The following is a 16,057-nucleotide window of genomic DNA, read 5'->3' on the forward strand; positions in this document are numbered from 1 at the left end:
TTGGGGAGGGGGTTCACAAAGGAACTGAAAACGCGCGAAAGTGACCCTTGCGCCCTCAGGACGAAGGTGTAACACTGACGACCGCGGAGCTAACTGAAAGGTTTCTTTCCAGAAAGAGACCTTTCCCGACGCCCACTTAACTGGTCAAATAGGCACAGAGTGGGTTTTTTGCGTACCAACCTCCAACGCGATTGCGTGAACTAACGGGCCCGTGGCCGACAAAGGAGCCCTTTGTGTTCCCACCGGAGACCGTTCCAACCGGTCAAACAGGGACGGAATACCCCCTGTCGTACGGTCAGCAACGGCTTTGGTTTCTCCACAAGCTCGACCCCAGCGACTCGGCCTACAACACATCCTATGTTTACAGGTTGAAAGGTCGCCTTGACAAGATCGCTTTGGCCGCTGCTTTCACCGCCGTGGCGGCACGGCACGAGAGCCTGAGGACCCGGTTCCGTGAAGTGGCCGGGGAGGCCGTCGCGATCGTCGAGCCGCCGTCGCCGGTGACGGTCGAGCACCTCACCGCCCCCGGCGAGCGGGAAGCCGCGGCTCTGGTCTCGACGCTCACCAACACGGCCTTCGACCTGGCCGCCGCGCCGCCGTTCCGCGTCTCGCTGATCGAGCTCGGCCCCGCCGATCACGTGCTCTGCGTCGTCCTGCACCACATCAACGGCGACGGCTGGTCGCTGAGCGTGCTCCGCTCCGAGGTCGCCGTCCACTACGGAAGCCGGGGCGGCGCCCCGCTGCCCGAACTGCCCCTGCAGTACGGCGAGTACGCCCGCGCCCAGCGTCCCGAGGACTCCGAGCTGCGCTGGTGGACCGAGCGGCTGGCCGGGGTGCCTCCCCTGGAACTCCCCACGGACCGGCCGCGCCCGGCCCGGCGGACCGGCGCGGGCGCCCAGGTCGACTTCCGGATCGCCCCCGACCTGACCGCCTCGATCGGCGACCTCGCCCGCCGCACCCGGTGCACACCGTTCATGGTGCTGCTCTCCGCCTACCAGGTCCTGATGCACCGGCACACCGGCCAGAGCGACTTCTGCGTGGGCACCCCCTCGGCCGGTCGCGGCAGCACCGAACTGGAGACCATGATCGGTTTCCTCTCGACCACCCTCGCCCTGCGCTGCGACGTCTCCGGCGACCCCACCTTCGAGGAGCTGCTCAGGCGCACTCGCAGGGTCGTGCTGGACGGGCTCTCGCGGCAGGACGTCCCCTTCGAGCGCCTCGTGGCCGATCTCGACGTGGAACGGGACCTGAGCCGCACTCCCCTGTTCCAGACCCTGTTCGCCTTCCACACCCACGGCGAACCGGACGAGCCGCTGCCCGGCCTCGACGCCACGTACTTCCCCAACGGCTGGGCCCGCGCCCGGCTCGACCTCTCGGTGGACCTCTACCGTGGCGAGGACGGCGCCCTGAACGGCACCGCCATCTACAGCACCGACCTGTTCGACCACGAGACCGTGGAACGGATCATCGCCCGCTTCCAGGAGCTGCTCACGGCCGCCGTGGCGGATCCGGGCGCTCCGGTGAGCTCGCTGCGGATGCTGCCGGACGCCGAGCTCGACCTGCTGGAGGAGTGGAACGACACCGCGACCGAACTACCGGAGCTCACACTCGTCGACCTGCTGCTCGAACAGGTCGCGGCGACCCCCGACGCGATCGCGGTACGCGCCACACCCGCCCCCGCCGCGACGCCGGCCGGGACCACCCCGCTCACCGCGAACGAACCGGTGCGCGAGGGAGCGCCGGTGGACGGACCCGCCGCGCGGGAACTGACGTACGCGGAGCTGGCCGGGCGGGCGGCGGAGCTGGCCGGGCGGCTGAGCGCGGCCGGGATCGGGCGCGGCTCACTCGTCGCGGTCCGGATGGAGCGCGGCGCCGACATGCTCGTCGCCCTGCTGGGCGTGGCGATGAGCGGCGCGGCCTACCTTCCCGTCGACCCCGACTACCCCGAGGCCCGCGTCTCGTACGTGATCGAGGACTCCGCGGCGGCGCTCGTCCTGACCGGCCTCGACGACCTCCCCCCGATGACGGACGCGGTGACGGGCGAGGCGACCGGCCCAATGACCGGCACAGCGACCGGCACAGCGACCGGCGCGCTGGTCCCCGCGGCACCCGCCCGGCCGCTTCCCGACGACACCGCGTACGTGCTCTACACCTCGGGATCCACCGGCCGGCCGAAAGGCGTCGTGGTACCCCACCGGGCACTGACCAACTTCCTGCTGGCCATGCGTGACCTGGTACGGTCCTCGCCGCAGGACGTGTGGCTCGCGCTGACCTCGCTGTCGTTCGACATCTCCGCCCTGGAGCTCTACCTGCCGCTGGTGACGGGAGGACGGGTGGTCGTCGCCGACGCGGAGACGGCCCGCGACGGGGTACGGCTCGCCCGGCTCGTGCGGGACGAGGGCGTGACCCACGTCCAGGCGACGCCCTCGGGGTGGCGCGTCCTGCTCACCGGCGACCTGCCGCGCGTGGTGGGCCTGACCGGCGGCGAGCCGCTCGCCCCCCGGCTCGCCCGCGAGCTGCGTCCCCGGGTCGACCGGCTCGTCAACGTCTACGGGCCGACCGAGACCACCATCTGGTCCACGGCCTGGGACGTTCCCGAGGACCCCGGCGAGATCGTCATCGGCCGCCCGATCGCCAACACCGTCGTCCACGTCGTCGACCTCGGCGGCGGGTCGTGCCCGATCGGGGTGGCCGGGGAGCTGCTCATCGGCGGCGAGGGGGTCGCGACCGGTTACCTCGGCCGCCCCGCCCTGACCGCTGAGCGCTTCGTCCCCGGCCCCGGCGGTTCGCGACACTATCGGACGGGAGACCGTGTCCGCCTGCGTAACGACGGCACCCTGGAGTTTCTCGGCCGGACCGACAACCAGGTCAAGCTGCGGGGTCACCGTATCGAGCTGGGCGAGATCGAGGCCGTGCTCGACGCCTGCCCCGGCGTGCGGCAGGCGGTCGTCGTGGTGCGCGGAGACCGCCTGGTCGCCTTCGCCGTACCCGCCGCTCTCTCTGAGACGGACGCGGACACCGCGGCCACCGGACCGGACGGCACGGAAACGGGCCGCGCGGAAACAGGCGGGTTCGGAGCAGGTCACGTGGGAACGGACGGCACGGAAACGGGCCGCGCGCAGGGCGCGGGCGCGCTCGACGGCCTTCGGGAACACGCCGCGCGCGAGCTGCCCGGCTACATGGTGCCCAGTGTGTTCGTCGAGGTGGAGACGCTGCCGCTCACCCCCAACGGGAAGGTCGACCGCAACGCGCTCCCCGACGTGGACGCGGCGCCCTCACCGGACGCGATCGCCCCCCGCACCCCGGGCGAACGGATGGTCGCGCAGGTCTTCGCCGAAGTGCTCGGGACCGCGGAGGTCGGGGCGTACGACGACTTCTTCACCCTCGGCGGCCACTCGCTGCTGGCCACCATGGTCACCGCGCGGCTGACGGCGCTGTCCGGGATGGAGGTGCCCGTGCGGGAGGTGTTCCTGCGGCCGACGGTCGCCGCGCTGGCGGATCTGATCGCCACCGCGTCCGTGGCGGACCTGATCGCCACCGCGTCCGTGGCAGAACCGATCGCCACCGCGTCCGGCGACAGGAGCGACGGGCCGCGACCTCGGCCGGAGGGAACCGTCCCGCCGCTCTCCTTCGGGCAGGAGCGGCTCTGGTTCCTCAACCGGCTCGATCCCGATGACGCGTCGTACAACATGTGCCTGGTCAGGCGGCTGCGCGGGCCACTGGACCGGAACGCGCTCGCCGGCGCCCTCGCCGGGACCGTCGCGAGGCACGAGAGCCTGCGCACCCGCTTTCCCGAGGTGGACGGGGTGCCGGTCGTGGTCGTCGACCCGCCGGGGCCGGTGGCTGTCGAGGAGACGGACGCGGCGGGCGAGGCCGGGGCGTTGGAGCTGGTCGCGACCCTGACCAACGCGCCCTTCGAGCTGGGCGCCAGGCCGCCGCTGCGGGTCACACTGATCAGGATCGCCGAGGACGACCACGTCCTGTGCGTCGTGCTGCACCACATCCTCGGCGACGGCTGGTCGCTCAACCTCATCTTCGACGAGGTGTCGCACCTGTACTCCGGCGCCGGCGCCCTGCCGCCGGTCCCGCTCCAGTTCGGCGACGTCGCCCTCTGGCAGCGCGGGCGCGATCTCGGCGACCTGCTCGGCTACTGGCGGGACAGGCTCGCCGACCCCACCCCGCTGGACCTTCCGGTCGACCGGCCGCGCACCGCGGGTGCCGCCAGGCGCGGCGACGTGGCGAACGTCCGGCTGGACGCGGCGGAGGCCGCCGCCCTCGCCCGGCTGGGCAGGGAGCACGGCGCGACCATGTTCATGGTCCTGCTCGCCGCCTACCAGGTCCTGCTGTCACGGCACACCGGGCACAGCGACATCCTGGTCGGTACGGCCACCGCGGGCCGGGACCGGGTCCAGCTCGAACCGGTCGTGGGCTATCTCAGCGACACCCTGGTCATGCGCGGCGACCTGTCGGCCGACCCCACCTTCGCCGAGCTGCTCCGTGAGACCCAGATCGGCGTCCTGGACGCCTTCTCCCACCAGGGCGTGCCGTTCGAGGAGCTGGTGGCGGCCCTGAGGGTCGAGCGCGACCTCACCCGCACGCCGCTGTTCCAGACCATGCTCATCCTGCACACCCAGGACGTCGGCCGGCCCCGCGACGCCTTCGCGGGGCTGACCACGACGGGGTTCGAACACGGCATGCGGCAGGCCAAGCTCGAACTGATGCTGGAGGCATGGCAGGACGAGCACGAGCTCACGCTCAGCTTCGTCTACGACGCCGAACTGTTCGACCGGTCCACGATCGAGGCGATGGCCGCGCGGTTCCGCCTGCTGCTCACCGCGCTGCCGGAGGCGTCCGGCGACCGGATCTCCGAGCTTCCGTTGCGCACCGGGGAGGACGACGCCCTGCTGCGGCGCCTCTCGCGGGGACCCGCGCGACCACCCGCGCTCCCGGTGCCCGCCCTGTTCGCGGCGACCGTACGGGACACGCCGGACGCGACGGCGATCGGATGCGGGGGCGCCACGCTCGGCTACGCCGACCTGGATGCCCGCGCGGACGAGCTCGCGGCGCTGCTGCGGGGGCGGGGGGTCGTGCCCGGCGACGTGGTCGGCGTCTGCCTGGACAGGTCGCCCGACGCCGTCGCGGCCCTGCTCGCCGTCTGGCGGGCGGGGGCGGCCTACCTGCCGCTCGACCCGGACCATCCCGCCGAGCGGCTCGCCTTTATGCTGGACGACAGCGCCGCCTCCCTCGTCCTCACCTCGGCGGACCTGGGCGACCGCCTGCCGCCTGGAACGCCACGCGCGCACACGAACGAACGCCCTCCCGCCATGCTGAACGGCACGGTGAACGTCCCCGCGCCCGGCTCGGCCGCTTACGTGATCTACACCTCCGGATCCACCGGAACGCCCAAGGGGGTCGTGGTCTCGCACCACAACCTGGCCGCCCGCGTCGCGTGGATGCGCGAGGCGTACGAGCTGGGCCCCGAAGACCGGGTGGTCCAGTTCGCCTCGCTGAGCTTCGACACCCACGCCGAGGAGATCTATCCGGCGCTGGCCGCCGGGGCCCGGCTGGAGTTGCTGCCCGAGGGCGGCGTCACCCTGCCCGACCACCTCGACCAGGTCACCGTGCTCGACCTGCCGACCGCGTACTGGCACGCGCTGGTCGACGACATCGACGAGATCTCCTGGCCGCCGACGCTGCGGCTGGTGATCCTCGGCGGCGAGCAGGTGCACGAGGCGGCCGTGACCCGCTGGCGGGAACGCTTCGGCGACAGGGTGCGGCTGATCAACACCTACGGCCCGACCGAGGCGACGATCATCGCCACCGCCGCCGAACTGGACGGCTCCCCCGGACGCCCGCCCATCGGCGTCCCGATCGCCGACACCTCGGTCCTGCTTCTGGACGGCTCCGGTGAGGCCGTGCCGCCGGGAGCGCCGGGTGAGCTGTGCGTCGGCGGGGCCGGGGTGGCCGTCGGCTACCTGGGCAGACCGGACCTCACGGGCGAGCGCTTCCCCACCCTCGGTGTCTCCGGTGATCCCGGTGTCCCCGGTGCCCTCGGCGGAGAGCGGATCTACCGGACCGGCGACCTGGCGCGCTGGCGGTCCGACGGGCGGCTGGAGTTCCTGGGCCGCCTGGACGACCAGGTCAAGGTACGCGGCTTCCGGATCGAACTCGGCGAGATCGAGGCGCGGCTGCTCGCCCACCCGGGCGTCGGCCAGGCGGCGGTGGCGGTCCGCGGGGAGACGCTGGTCGGCTACGTCGTCGGCACGGCCACGGGAGACGAGCTGGCCGGATACCTGGCGGCGACGTTGCCCGCCTACATGGTCCCGGCCGCCTGGGTGAGTCTCGCCGTCCTGCCGCTGACCGCGAACGGCAAGCTCGACCGGGCCGCGCTGCCCGCGCCCGAGGCCGGCTCCCGGACGAGGACCGCCCCGCGCGGTGACGCCGAGGAGCTGGTGGCCGAGATCTTCGGCGAGGTGCTGGGCGTCGAGGAGGTCGGCGCCTTCGACGACTTCTTCGCGCTGGGCGGGCACTCGCTGCTCGCCACCCGTGCCGTCGCCAGGCTCCGCGCCGCCGTCGAGGTGGAGGTGCCGATCCGCACCCTGTTCGCCAGAAGCACCGTGGCCGACCTCGCGGCGGCGGTGGAGGAGCTGCTCGTCGCCGAGCTGGCTGAGATGTCCGACGAGGAGGCCGAGCGCCTCATGAAAACCGGGAGCTGAGATGGGTCACCGCGTCGTGGTCAACCACGAGGAGCAGTACTCGATCTGGCCGGACGGCCGGGACCTTCCCGACGGCTGGCGAGAGGAGGGCGTCTCCGGCAGCAAGGAGGAGTGCCTCGCCCACATCGACCGCGTCTGGACCGACCTGCGCCCGCTCAGCGCGAGAAGTTCATGAAAAGTCCGGAAATGTTCGACAACTGGATCCGGATCCCGGCGAGCGGCGCCGGAGACCGCAGGAGAGGGGCCCGCAATGGTTAGGGAACGGCTGGCGGCGATGGTCGCCTCGGCGTCCGACGGAGCGGTCACGGCCGGGGAGGCACTCGCCGCCACGGTCCCGCTGTCCGCGCTGGGGGTCACCTCCCTGGCGCAGATGCGGCTGATCGACGCGGTGGAGACCGAGTTCGGGATCGAGATCGACCTGTCCGGCGACGGGTTCGACCTGCTCGACGACCTCGACGCGCTGGAACGCCACATCAACGAGGCGCGACGCGCGCGTTCCTGAACCCAGCTCCGAACGGGGGAGACACATGGACATCCGGTTCTCGGGGAGCCGCTCGGGAATGGCACCGCTGACCTGGGGGCAGCGGGCCATCTGGGACACGATCAGAAAGACGGCACCGGACGACCACTACTTCAACTTCGGCCGCGTGCTCGCCGTACCCAGGAGAGCCAGGCCGCTCACCGTGGCGGGAGCGGCCGAGGTGCTGCGCACCCTGGTGGAACGGCACGAGTCCCTGCGCACCAGGCTCGGCGAGGCGCCGCACGGGAACGCGGCGCACGCGGGCGGCACGACGCCGTACGGAAAGGCGGTCCACGCGAGCGGCACGACACCCCGCGAAGGCGGCTCCCGCGCAAACGACGGCGCGGAGCCGTGGCAGGTGCTCATCGCCGACGGCTCCATCCCGGTCACCGTGTCGGAGGGCGACCCCGAGCGGCTGCGGGACGCGCTGGCGAAGACCGCGTTCGACTACGGCGGCGAATGGCCGCTCAGGATCGGGCTCGTCGTCGACCGCGACGAGGTCACCCACATCGTGCTCGTCTTCTGTCACCTGGCGGCCGACGGCCTCGGCGCCGAGGTGGCGATCACGGACCTGCGGCTGCTCCTGCTGCGCGGCTCCGTACCCGGCCCGACCCCGCCCTCACCGCTGGAGCTGGCCCGCTGGCAGGGCTCGCAGCACGGTCTGAAGGTCGCGGCGGTGGCCGCGGAACACTGGGCGAGCGAGTACCGGCGCATCCCCCCGACCGTGTTCGAGCGGCGGACGGACGGCGCCGCCGAGGATCCCCCGATCTGGCGGGCACACCTGGTCTCCCGGGCGATGGACCTGGCCGTGCGGCGGATCGCCGCGGTGCGCGGCGCGGCCACCTCGACCGTCCTGCTCGCCGCCGCGTCCGCGCTGGCCGGAAGGGTGACCGGCCACGACCTGGGCGTGATGCTGCCGATCGTGAGCAACCGCTTCCGCGGCGACACCGTCAACGCGGTCACCACGCTCTCCCAGGAGGGCCTGTTCGTGCTGGACCTGCGCGAGGGCGGCTTCACCGAGCTGCTGCGCGCGGCCAAGCCCGCCGCGCTGCGCGCCTACCGGTCCGCATACCACGACCCGGACGACCGGGACCGGCTCACCGAGCGGGCCGGCCGGGAGCGGGGGGTGCGGATCCACCCGTACTGCTGCTTCAACGACATGCGCTTCACCGACCGGGTGGACGCCTCCCCCGACGAGCGAAGCGTGCGGCGGGCGCTGGACGAGACGACCCTCACCTGGCCGCTCAGCCAGGAACGGCTCAACTGCCGCTTCTGCCTGCACGTGACCGACGAGCCCGGCGGGCTGGGCGTCTCGCTCACCGCCGACACCGGCTGTCTTTCCCGCCCCGCCATGGAACGCTACCTGCTCGACCTGGAGTCCTTGCTGGTCGAGGCCGCGTTCCGCGAGGTGCTGGAGCCGGTCGGTTGACGATCCACGCCTACGCCGAGTCGACGTCCTGCGTCCAGGGCGGCGCGCTCCGCTTCCATCTCGCCCGCGCCTCCCGCGCCCCGCTGCGCGGCTCGGTGCTGGTCGAGGACGTGGCCACCGACCTGGCCGTGCTCGACGGGGAGTTCACCGGGCCGCTGTGGACGCTGGGGGTCTCCCCCGGCTGGCGCAGCTCGCTCTACCGGGCGATCTTCAGCGCCGACGAGGAGAGCAGCGAGGTCTACTTCGTCGTACGGGCCGCCCGTCCCCGCTCACCGGTCCTGCTGTCGATCCCGTTCCCGACCTGGCAGGCCTACAACCGGGCGGGCATCCCCGGCGAGTCCATCTACTGGACCGAGCAGCCGACCCGCGCCGCGCGCGTCTCCTTCGACCGGCCGGGCGGCGGGCCGCCGCCCGAGCGCTGGGAGGAGGGCATGATCCGCTGGCTGGGCCCCGCCGGGTACGACGTCGACTACTGCTCGGCCCTGGACCTGCACTCCGGGCGCGAGCTGCTCTCCGGTCACCGGCTGCTGATGATCAGCGGACACGACGAGTACTGGTCGGCGGGGATGCGCGACAGCGTGGAGGAGTTCGTCCGCCGGGGCGGCAACATGGCCGTCTTCTCCGGCAACACCTGCTGGTGGCAGTTCCGGCTGGAGGACGAGGGGCGCACCATGGTCTGCTACCGCGACGCGGTCGCCGACCCGATGGCCGCGGTGGATCCCGCCCTCACCACGGTCGAGTGGTCGAGCGCGCCGGTGAACCGCCCGGAGAACGGCCTGACCGGGGTGAGCTTCCGGCGCGGCGCCGGGACGTGGGGCCCGTACATGCGGCTCATGCACGAGGAGACCTACACCGTCCGCTTCCCCGAACACTGGGTGTTCGAGGGCACCAAGCTGGACGAGGGCGACACGTTCGGCAAGGGCGCCATCGGCTACGAGACGGACGCCTGCGACTTCGTCGAGGAGGACGGCGTGCCGGTGGCCACCGGACGCGACGGCACCCCGCCGTCCTTCGTCATCCTCGCCACCGCCGACCTGCGCCACTGGCACCGGTACGGCCAGGGTGGCATGGCGACGATGGGCGTCTTCGGCCTCGGCGCCGGGACGGTCTTCACCGCCTCCACCGTGAACTGGGGAAACACCCTGCACGACCCGGTCGTGGACCGGATCACCCGCAACGTGCTGGACCGGCTCTCGATACGCGCGGACGACTGGGAGACCATCGGCGCCGCGGACGAGATCCGGGCGCTGACCGTGTTCGACTCCCTGCTGTACGGTGCCACCTCCGGCGGCTCGCTGCTCGCCCGCGAGGTCTCTGGCCAGAACCTGCGCTGGCGCCCCGCCGGCACCGCCCCCGCCCTCGTCGCCCTCGCCACCCCCAGGGAGGCCACCGCCGTCCACCCGATCGGCCTGTACGGTCTCACCGCCGACGACCGGCTCGTCTACCGCGACCCCGAGCACGGCTGGATCACCCTCGCCGACGGGCCCCGCGACGGGGTCGGCCTGGGCATGGTGAACGGCGAGCTGTTCGCCGCCGCCGCGGACGGCCTGTGGCTGCTCGACCCGGAGACCTCGGCCTGGAGCCTGGTCGAGGCCGGTTCCGGCGCCGTGGCCCTGACCGCGATGAACGGCCGGCTGTACCTGGCGGACGCGGACGGCAGGATCCGCACGCGACTGCCGGTGGCGACCCCGGCCGGATGGACCGACCTGTGCGACGCGAGCGGCTGCACCGTGCTGACCGGGCACGCGGGCACCCTGATCGGCACCGCCGCCGACCGCCCCCTGCTCCGGCGCGCGAACCTTTTGAAGGATGCGGCATCCACTCCGTGACCGCGAGGCACCGCTGCCCGGCGGTGTCGTACGAGGTCAGATGGAGACCGGGCCGTAGAGGGCGGCCGGGGAGCCGGTGGCCAGGGCCCAGTAGCGGTCGCCGTAGGACCAGTGCCACCACTCGGTGGGGTAGTTGACCAGTCCTACCGCCTCCAGGGCGGTGCCGAGGAGCTTGCGGTGGTGGCGGGCCTCGGGGGACAGCCCGGGGGCGTCGGTGTAGCAGGCGCCGTCGCTCTGCTCGGGGGTGGCGTTGAGCCGGGTGCCCATGTCGACCTCGGTCCCGTCCTCGGTGGACAGGGTGAGGTCGACCGCCGCTCCCGCGGTGTGCGGGGCGATCTCGACGGGCGAGACGTAGCGGCTCGCCGCGGCTCGCAGCTCCGCGGGCGACATTTCCGGATACAGCGTCTTGAGCTCCGCCGAGTAGCCGTCGAAGATCTCCTTCTGCGTCGCCGGTGGCCGGTACCCCTCCACCATCAGCAGCCGGTATCCCCCCGGCAGCTGCGCCTGGGCCTCCTCCAGCCGGGTGAGCAGCCCGAGCCTGAGGTGGGCGAAGGCTCCCGCGGGGTCGGCGAGCCGCCCGTCCATCCGCAGCCGTCCCCGGACATCCACCAGCCGCTCGCCCGACTCCTCGACGGGGATCGAGACGACTCGGGCATCGGAGATCAGAACGATGTCGCGCATGACCGTAATTCTTCCCCAAGCACCACCGTGCGCGGACCCGCCCGCCACGAGCGAGAGGGCGCACCGGGGAGTGGGCCCGGCGGCGGACAAGATCGTGCGGGATATCGGACCGTGTCCGGGAACAGCGGGCAAGATCGCGCGGGACGTCAGACCGTGTCCGAGAACACCTGCTCACGGGCCTGGTGCAGCGCCGACACCAAGGCACCGCGCAGCACGGGGTTTCCCCTGACCCGGGAGACCATGACCCTGGGCCGGCTCGGGCAGAACCGGGCCACCGCGTCCTGCACCCTGTCGGCGAGCGCGTCTCCCCCGGCCCTGCCGACGTCGCCGCTGAGCACGATGAGCCCGGGGTCCAGGACCACCGCGACGGCGGCGACGCCGATGGCGAGCCGCCCGGCCAGCTCGTCCAGGAACGCCTCGGCACCCTGGGCGACGGCGGTACGGACGTGCTCTCCCACGGAGTCGGCGTCGGGGTCGGCCCCGGGGGCGAAGCCGATGCCGTGGGCGCTCGCGAGCCCGGCCACGGCGTCACCGCCGACCAGGCGCTGGAACGAGCCCGACTGGGGCTCGCTCACGTCGGTGGGGAGCGGTTCGCCGGGGACGGGGAGCCAGCCGATCTCGCCCGCGCCGCCGGTGAAGCCGCGGTGCAGCCGTCCGCCCAGCATGACGCCGAGTCCCTGGCCGACCCCCGCCCAGACGAGCACGAAGTCGTCGACGCCCAGCGCCGCTCCGTACGCGCGTTCGGCCAGCGCGGCCAGGTTCACGTCGTTCTCTATCGTCACCGGGACCCCGAGGTCGCGGCGGAGCTCGGCGAGCACGCCGTTGTGCCAGGAGGGCAGGTCGAAGGAGAAACGCACGTCACCAGTGCCGGGGTCGACGACGCCCCGGGTGCCGATCACGAAGGCGCGCAACCGGTCGACGCCGATGCCCGCCGCCTCGCACGCCTGGCCGAGCGCGCTCCGCACGAGCCGTACCGGGTCGTCGTGCCCGCTGGGATCCGCGGCGACCTCGGCGACGAGGGTGCCGGTGATGTCGGCGACCCCGGCGCTGATCCTGTCCGGCAGCACGTCGAGCCCGGCCACGTACGCGCAGGAGGGCACCACCCCGTAGAGGGCGGCGTTGGGTCCGCGTCCGCCCGCCTGCTCGCCGACCACCGCGACGAGGCCGCGATCCTGGAGTCTGGACAGCAGCTGACCGGCGGTCACCTTGGAGAGCCCGGTATATTCTCCCAGTTCGGCCCGGGTGAGAGGGCCGCTGGACAGTAGGAGTTCCAGCGCTGCGCGGTCGTTGAGCTGGCGCAGCAGCCGGGGGGTCCCCGGGCGTGTGGGCAAGGTCGTCCTCCCCGTCACGATCCGCTAACGATCGTTTCTTTTAAGAAAGTTTCTTGTTAGTTTAACCCTAGTCAGCCCGCAGGCAAGCGATCGGAGCCGCGGGTTGCGGTAAACCCGACAGCTCCCATTGAGTGCAGAGGGTCACGGGGACCCCGGCCATAACAGATGAGCGCAAACCCCGGCGAAAGCCTGAAAGGGAGAACTCCAGTGAAGTTCGCGAGAATCGCCACCACGACGGCCACCACGGCCGCCCTCGCCCTGGGTCTCGCCGCGTGTGGCAGCAGCGAGCCTGCCGCTCCGGCCGCCGGCTCCGACGCGACGGCCCCCGCCGCGTCCGGCCCCAAGTTCGCAGGTCAGACGCTGACCGTCTGGCGCCTCGGCGCTCCGGACGAGAAGCAGGACAAGCTGATGGCCGACCTGAACGCCAAGTTCAAGGAGACCACCGGCGCAGACGTCAAGGTCCAGTGGGTCCCCTGGCCCGACGCGCAGGCCAAGTGGACCGCCGCCCTCGCCGGCGGCGAGGGCCCCGACGTCACCGAGTTCGGCAACGACCAGGTCGCCGCCTGGGTCGCGCAGGACGCGCTGACCGACATCACCGACGTCGTCAAGAGCGCACCCGACTTCCAGCAGATCCCGCAGAACCTGTGGGGCTACGAGACGGTGGACGGCAAGATCTACGCCGCCCCGTGGGGTGGCGGCACCCGCGCCGTCCTCTACCGCAAGGACTGGTTCGAGGACCTGAAGATCGAGGTCCCCAAGACCTGGGAGGACCTCGTCGCGGCGGGCAAGAAGATCGTCGCGGAGAAGGGCAAGGACGTCGACGGCTTCGCCTTCAACGGCGGTTCCGACGCCAACATGTCGCTCTCGCCGTTCGTCTGGTCGGCCGGTGGCGACTTCGCCGCCTTCGAGGGCGGCAAGTGGGTCGGCAAGCTGACCGACCCCGGCTTCAAGGAGGGCTTCCAGTACTACACCGACCTGGTGACCAAGCACGGCGTCTCGCGCAAGTCCGCCCTCACCCAGAACTCGGTGGACATCGCGACCCGCTTCGCCAACAGCAAGGTCGGCATGTACGTGACCGGCGGCTGGGACATCACCACCATCAAGGAGCAGAGCGGCGGCAAGGTCGACGACTCGAAGATGGCCTTCTTCTCGCTCCCGGCCAAGGACGGCAGCGGCCCGGCCCCGGCCTTCCAGGGCGGCAACGACATCGCCATCTGGAAGGACACCAAGAACGCCGAGCTGTCCGCCGAGTACGTCAAGCTCGCCGCCGGCAAGGAGTTCGGCACCCGCTACGCCAAGGAGGGCGGTCTGCTGCCGCTCTACCCCGAGGCTCTGGCCGAGTACGCCGCCGACCCGGTGCAGGCGCCGTTCGCCGAGACCTTCAAGGTCGCCAAGGGCTTCCCGAACGACACCAACTGGGCCGAGGCGAACGACACCAAGGCGGTCCTGCAGAGCGCGGCCCGCTCGGTCATCGAGGGTAAGAAGGACGTCGACACCGCGCTGACCGACGCCAACAAGGAACTCGAAGAGATCCTGAACCAGTAACCATGGCGAACACCTCAACCATCGCCCGGGACGGGGGCTCCCCCTCCGTCCCGGCGCGGGGGCACCGAGGCACCACGCCCCCGCGCGGGTCCAGGGGTCTGCCCGCCTGGGCAGTCCCTTACGCGCTGCTCGTCCCCGGCCTGATCGTCATCGCCGGCCTGCTGCTCTACCCGCTGTACCAGATGGTCGTCATGTCCTTCCAGAACGTGGGACTGCGGCAGATCCGGGGGGTACCGGCCGAGTTCGTCGGCGTCGAGAACTACCAGAAGCTGGTCGAGTCCGAGCTGTTCTGGACGTCCCTCCGCAACACCGTCGTCTTCGCCGTCGTCACGGTGGCGTGCACCCTGATCCTCGGCACGCTGGTCGGCCTGCTCCTGCACAAGCTGGGCAAGAAGATGTCGACCTTCCTGATCGTCGGCATCATGGCCGCCTGGGCCACCCCGCAGATCGCCACCGCGATCATCTGGCGCTGGCTGTTCGACGCCGAATCCGGCGTGATCAACTGGGTGCTCAACGCGCTGCCCGACTGGTTCTCCTCCCTGTTGTTCGGCCGTTCCGACTGGACCGGCGAGCCGTGGCTCAACGACGCGTTCACCATCTACGTCGTACTGATCATCGCGGTGGTCTGGGCGTCGTTCCCGTTCATCGCGGTCTCGGTGCTGGCCGGGCTGAAAAGCATCTCCCAGGAGCTGTACGAGGCCGCCAGGGTGGACGGCGCCTCCGCGTGGCGGATCTTCTGGAGGATCACCTTCCCGCTGCTGAAGCCGGTCTTCGCGGTGCTGACGGTGCTCTCGGTGATCTGGGACTTCAAGGTCTTCACCCAGCTGTTCGTGCTCGCGGGCGGCACGTCCAACCGGGAGGCGTTCAACCTGTCGCTGTTCGCCTTCACCCAGGCATTCAGCGCGCCGCCCAAGATGGGCATGGGCGCGGCGATCGCCGTGGTGCTGACGCTGATCCTGCTCGTCATCACCTTCTTCTACGTCCGCCAGATCGTGAAGACGGAGGACGTGCGATGACCACCTACGACACACGGGCATCCCGGCGACGGCGGCCCGCGTCCGGGACGCGGAGCGGCCCCAAGCGGCGCAGGACGCTCGGCAAGATCGGTCTGAACACCACAGCCGTCCTGGTGTTCCTGTTCGCGGTGTTCCCCGTCTACTGGATGGTGAGCACGGCCTTCAAGAGCAGCGAGCAGATCTTCACGACGGACTTCATCCCGTTCCCCACCGACCCCACGCTCGAACACGTGAAGCGGGTCTTCACCGAGGGCGTCGCGGGCCACTCCATCTGGCGCTACCTGCTCAACAGTTCCATCGTCGCCATCGGCACCGTGCTCGTCGGCGCGGTGTTCGCCCTGCTGGCGGCGACCGCGGTGGCCCGCTTCCGTTTCCGCGGACGCACTTCGTTCCTCATCCTGCTGCTCATCGTGCAGATGGTCCCCGGCGAGGCGCTGCTCATCCCGCTGTTCCTGATGGTCAGGCGGGCCGGGCTGTACGACCAGCTCCTCGGCCTCGTCGTGGTGAACGTCGCCATGACGCTGCCGTTCGCCATCTGGATGCTGCGCACCTTCGTCGCGGCGGTGCCCAAGGAGTTGGAGGAGGCCGCCTGGATCGACGGCGCGAGCCGGTTCGCCACCTTCTGGAGGGTGTTGTTCCCGCTGGTGGCCCCCGGGCTGGTGGCGACCAGCATCTTCTCGTTCATCACCGCGTGGAACGAGTTCGTCTTCGCGCTGACGCTCATCGGCGACCAGAGCAACTTCACCATGCCCGTGGCGCTGCGCTACTTCGTCAGCCAGCGGTCGGTGGACTGGGGCGGCATCATGGCCGCCTCCACGCTGATGACCATCCCGGTCATCGTCTTCTTCCTCCTGGTGCAGCGGCGGATGGTCTCCGGGCTCGTCGCGGGCGCCGTCAAGGGCTGACCCCATCGGTGCCGGCACGGCACGCACCCACAAGGCGCGGGCCGTGCCGGCCCTGCCCGTTTTCCTGTTGCTCACTTCCATGTCC

The 16,057-nt window shown here is 71.4% G+C and carries 10 protein-coding genes; 8 read left to right on the forward strand and 2 right to left on the reverse strand.

The genetic code is table 11. The features are described 5' to 3' along the window. Positions 1–233: 233 nt before the first annotated feature. From AB0B96_RS13715 to AB0B96_RS13735, 5 genes are all read left to right on the forward strand, one after another. Entirely contained in the window at positions 234–6,716 is a 6,483-nt protein-coding gene (locus AB0B96_RS13715) for an amino acid adenylation domain-containing protein (protein WP_362898534.1), read from the forward strand. Between the two features lies 1 nt (position 6,717). Then, a complete protein-coding gene (locus tag AB0B96_RS13720) occupies positions 6,718–6,891 on the forward strand; it encodes an MbtH family protein (RefSeq protein WP_350944658.1) in 174 nt (57 codons plus the stop codon). A 75-nt stretch (positions 6,892–6,966) separates the two neighbouring features. Next, on the forward strand, positions 6,967–7,218 hold the full coding sequence (locus tag AB0B96_RS13725) for an acyl carrier protein (protein ID WP_362898536.1): 252 nt from the start codon (positions 6,967–6,969) through the stop codon (positions 7,216–7,218). Between the two features lie 25 nt (positions 7,219–7,243). Continuing rightward, positions 7,244–8,665 carry a hypothetical protein gene (locus AB0B96_RS13730; RefSeq protein ID WP_362898538.1) on the forward strand — a complete coding sequence of 474 codons (1,422 nt, stop codon included), beginning with the start codon at positions 7,244–7,246 and terminating at the stop codon, positions 8,663–8,665. Beyond that, complete coding sequence (locus AB0B96_RS13735; protein WP_362898540.1) at positions 8,662–10,494, forward strand: N,N-dimethylformamidase beta subunit family domain-containing protein; 1,833 nt, start codon at positions 8,662–8,664, stop codon at positions 10,492–10,494. Before AB0B96_RS13730 ends, AB0B96_RS13735 begins: the two co-directional genes overlap by 4 nt. A 36-nt stretch (positions 10,495–10,530) precedes the next feature. Here the strand turns inward: AB0B96_RS13735 and AB0B96_RS13740 are convergent, their stop codons facing one another. Further along, positions 10,531–11,175, reverse strand: a complete 645-nt coding sequence (locus AB0B96_RS13740) for a M15 family metallopeptidase (RefSeq protein ID WP_362898542.1) — start codon at positions 11,173–11,175, stop codon at positions 10,531–10,533. A gap of 146 nt (positions 11,176–11,321) precedes the next feature. Continuing rightward, positions 11,322–12,506: an ROK family transcriptional regulator gene (locus AB0B96_RS13745; protein ID WP_362898544.1), complete on the reverse strand. Its 1,185-nt coding sequence runs from the start codon at positions 12,504–12,506 to the stop codon at positions 11,322–11,324. 207 nt (positions 12,507–12,713) lie between these two features. On the opposite strand from AB0B96_RS13745, the gene AB0B96_RS13750 reads away from it, so the two are divergent. The 3 genes from AB0B96_RS13750 to AB0B96_RS13760 are packed head-to-tail and all read left to right on the forward strand — an operon-like array spanning position 12,714 to position 15,972. Further along, entirely contained in the window at positions 12,714–14,051 is a 1,338-nt protein-coding gene (locus tag AB0B96_RS13750; RefSeq protein ID WP_350944669.1) for an extracellular solute-binding protein, read from the forward strand. A 2-nt stretch (positions 14,052–14,053) separates the two neighbouring features. Beyond that, positions 14,054–15,067 (forward strand): sugar ABC transporter permease, encoded by a 1,014-nt coding sequence (locus tag AB0B96_RS13755; RefSeq protein ID WP_362898547.1) that lies wholly within the window; start codon positions 14,054–14,056, stop codon positions 15,065–15,067. Continuing rightward, positions 15,064–15,972 (forward strand): carbohydrate ABC transporter permease, encoded by a 909-nt coding sequence (locus AB0B96_RS13760; protein ID WP_362898549.1) that lies wholly within the window; start codon positions 15,064–15,066, stop codon positions 15,970–15,972. The genes AB0B96_RS13755 and AB0B96_RS13760 overlap by 4 nt, the downstream gene beginning before the upstream one ends. Positions 15,973–16,057 lie beyond the last annotated feature (85 nt).

It is taken from the genome of Streptosporangium sp. NPDC049046 (assembly GCF_040649155.1).
Classification (GTDB): Bacteria; Actinomycetota; Actinomycetes; order Streptosporangiales; family Streptosporangiaceae; genus Streptosporangium.

Coding starts and splice junctions, on each gene's coding strand:
- AB0B96_RS13720 (WP_350944658.1), top strand. CDS start 6,718: ATGGGTCACCGCGTCGTGGTCAACCACGAGGAGCAGTACTCGATCTGG.
- AB0B96_RS13725 (WP_362898536.1), top strand. CDS start 6,967: ATGGTTAGGGAACGGCTGGCGGCGATGGTCGCCTCGGCGTCCGACGGA.
- AB0B96_RS13730 (WP_362898538.1), top strand. CDS start 7,244: ATGGACATCCGGTTCTCGGGGAGCCGCTCGGGAATGGCACCGCTGACC.
- AB0B96_RS13740 (WP_362898542.1), bottom strand. CDS start 11,175: ATGCGCGACATCGTTCTGATCTCCGATGCCCGAGTCGTCTCGATCCCC.
- AB0B96_RS13755 (WP_362898547.1), top strand. CDS start 14,054: ATGGCGAACACCTCAACCATCGCCCGGGACGGGGGCTCCCCCTCCGTC.
- AB0B96_RS13760 (WP_362898549.1), top strand. CDS start 15,064: ATGACCACCTACGACACACGGGCATCCCGGCGACGGCGGCCCGCGTCC.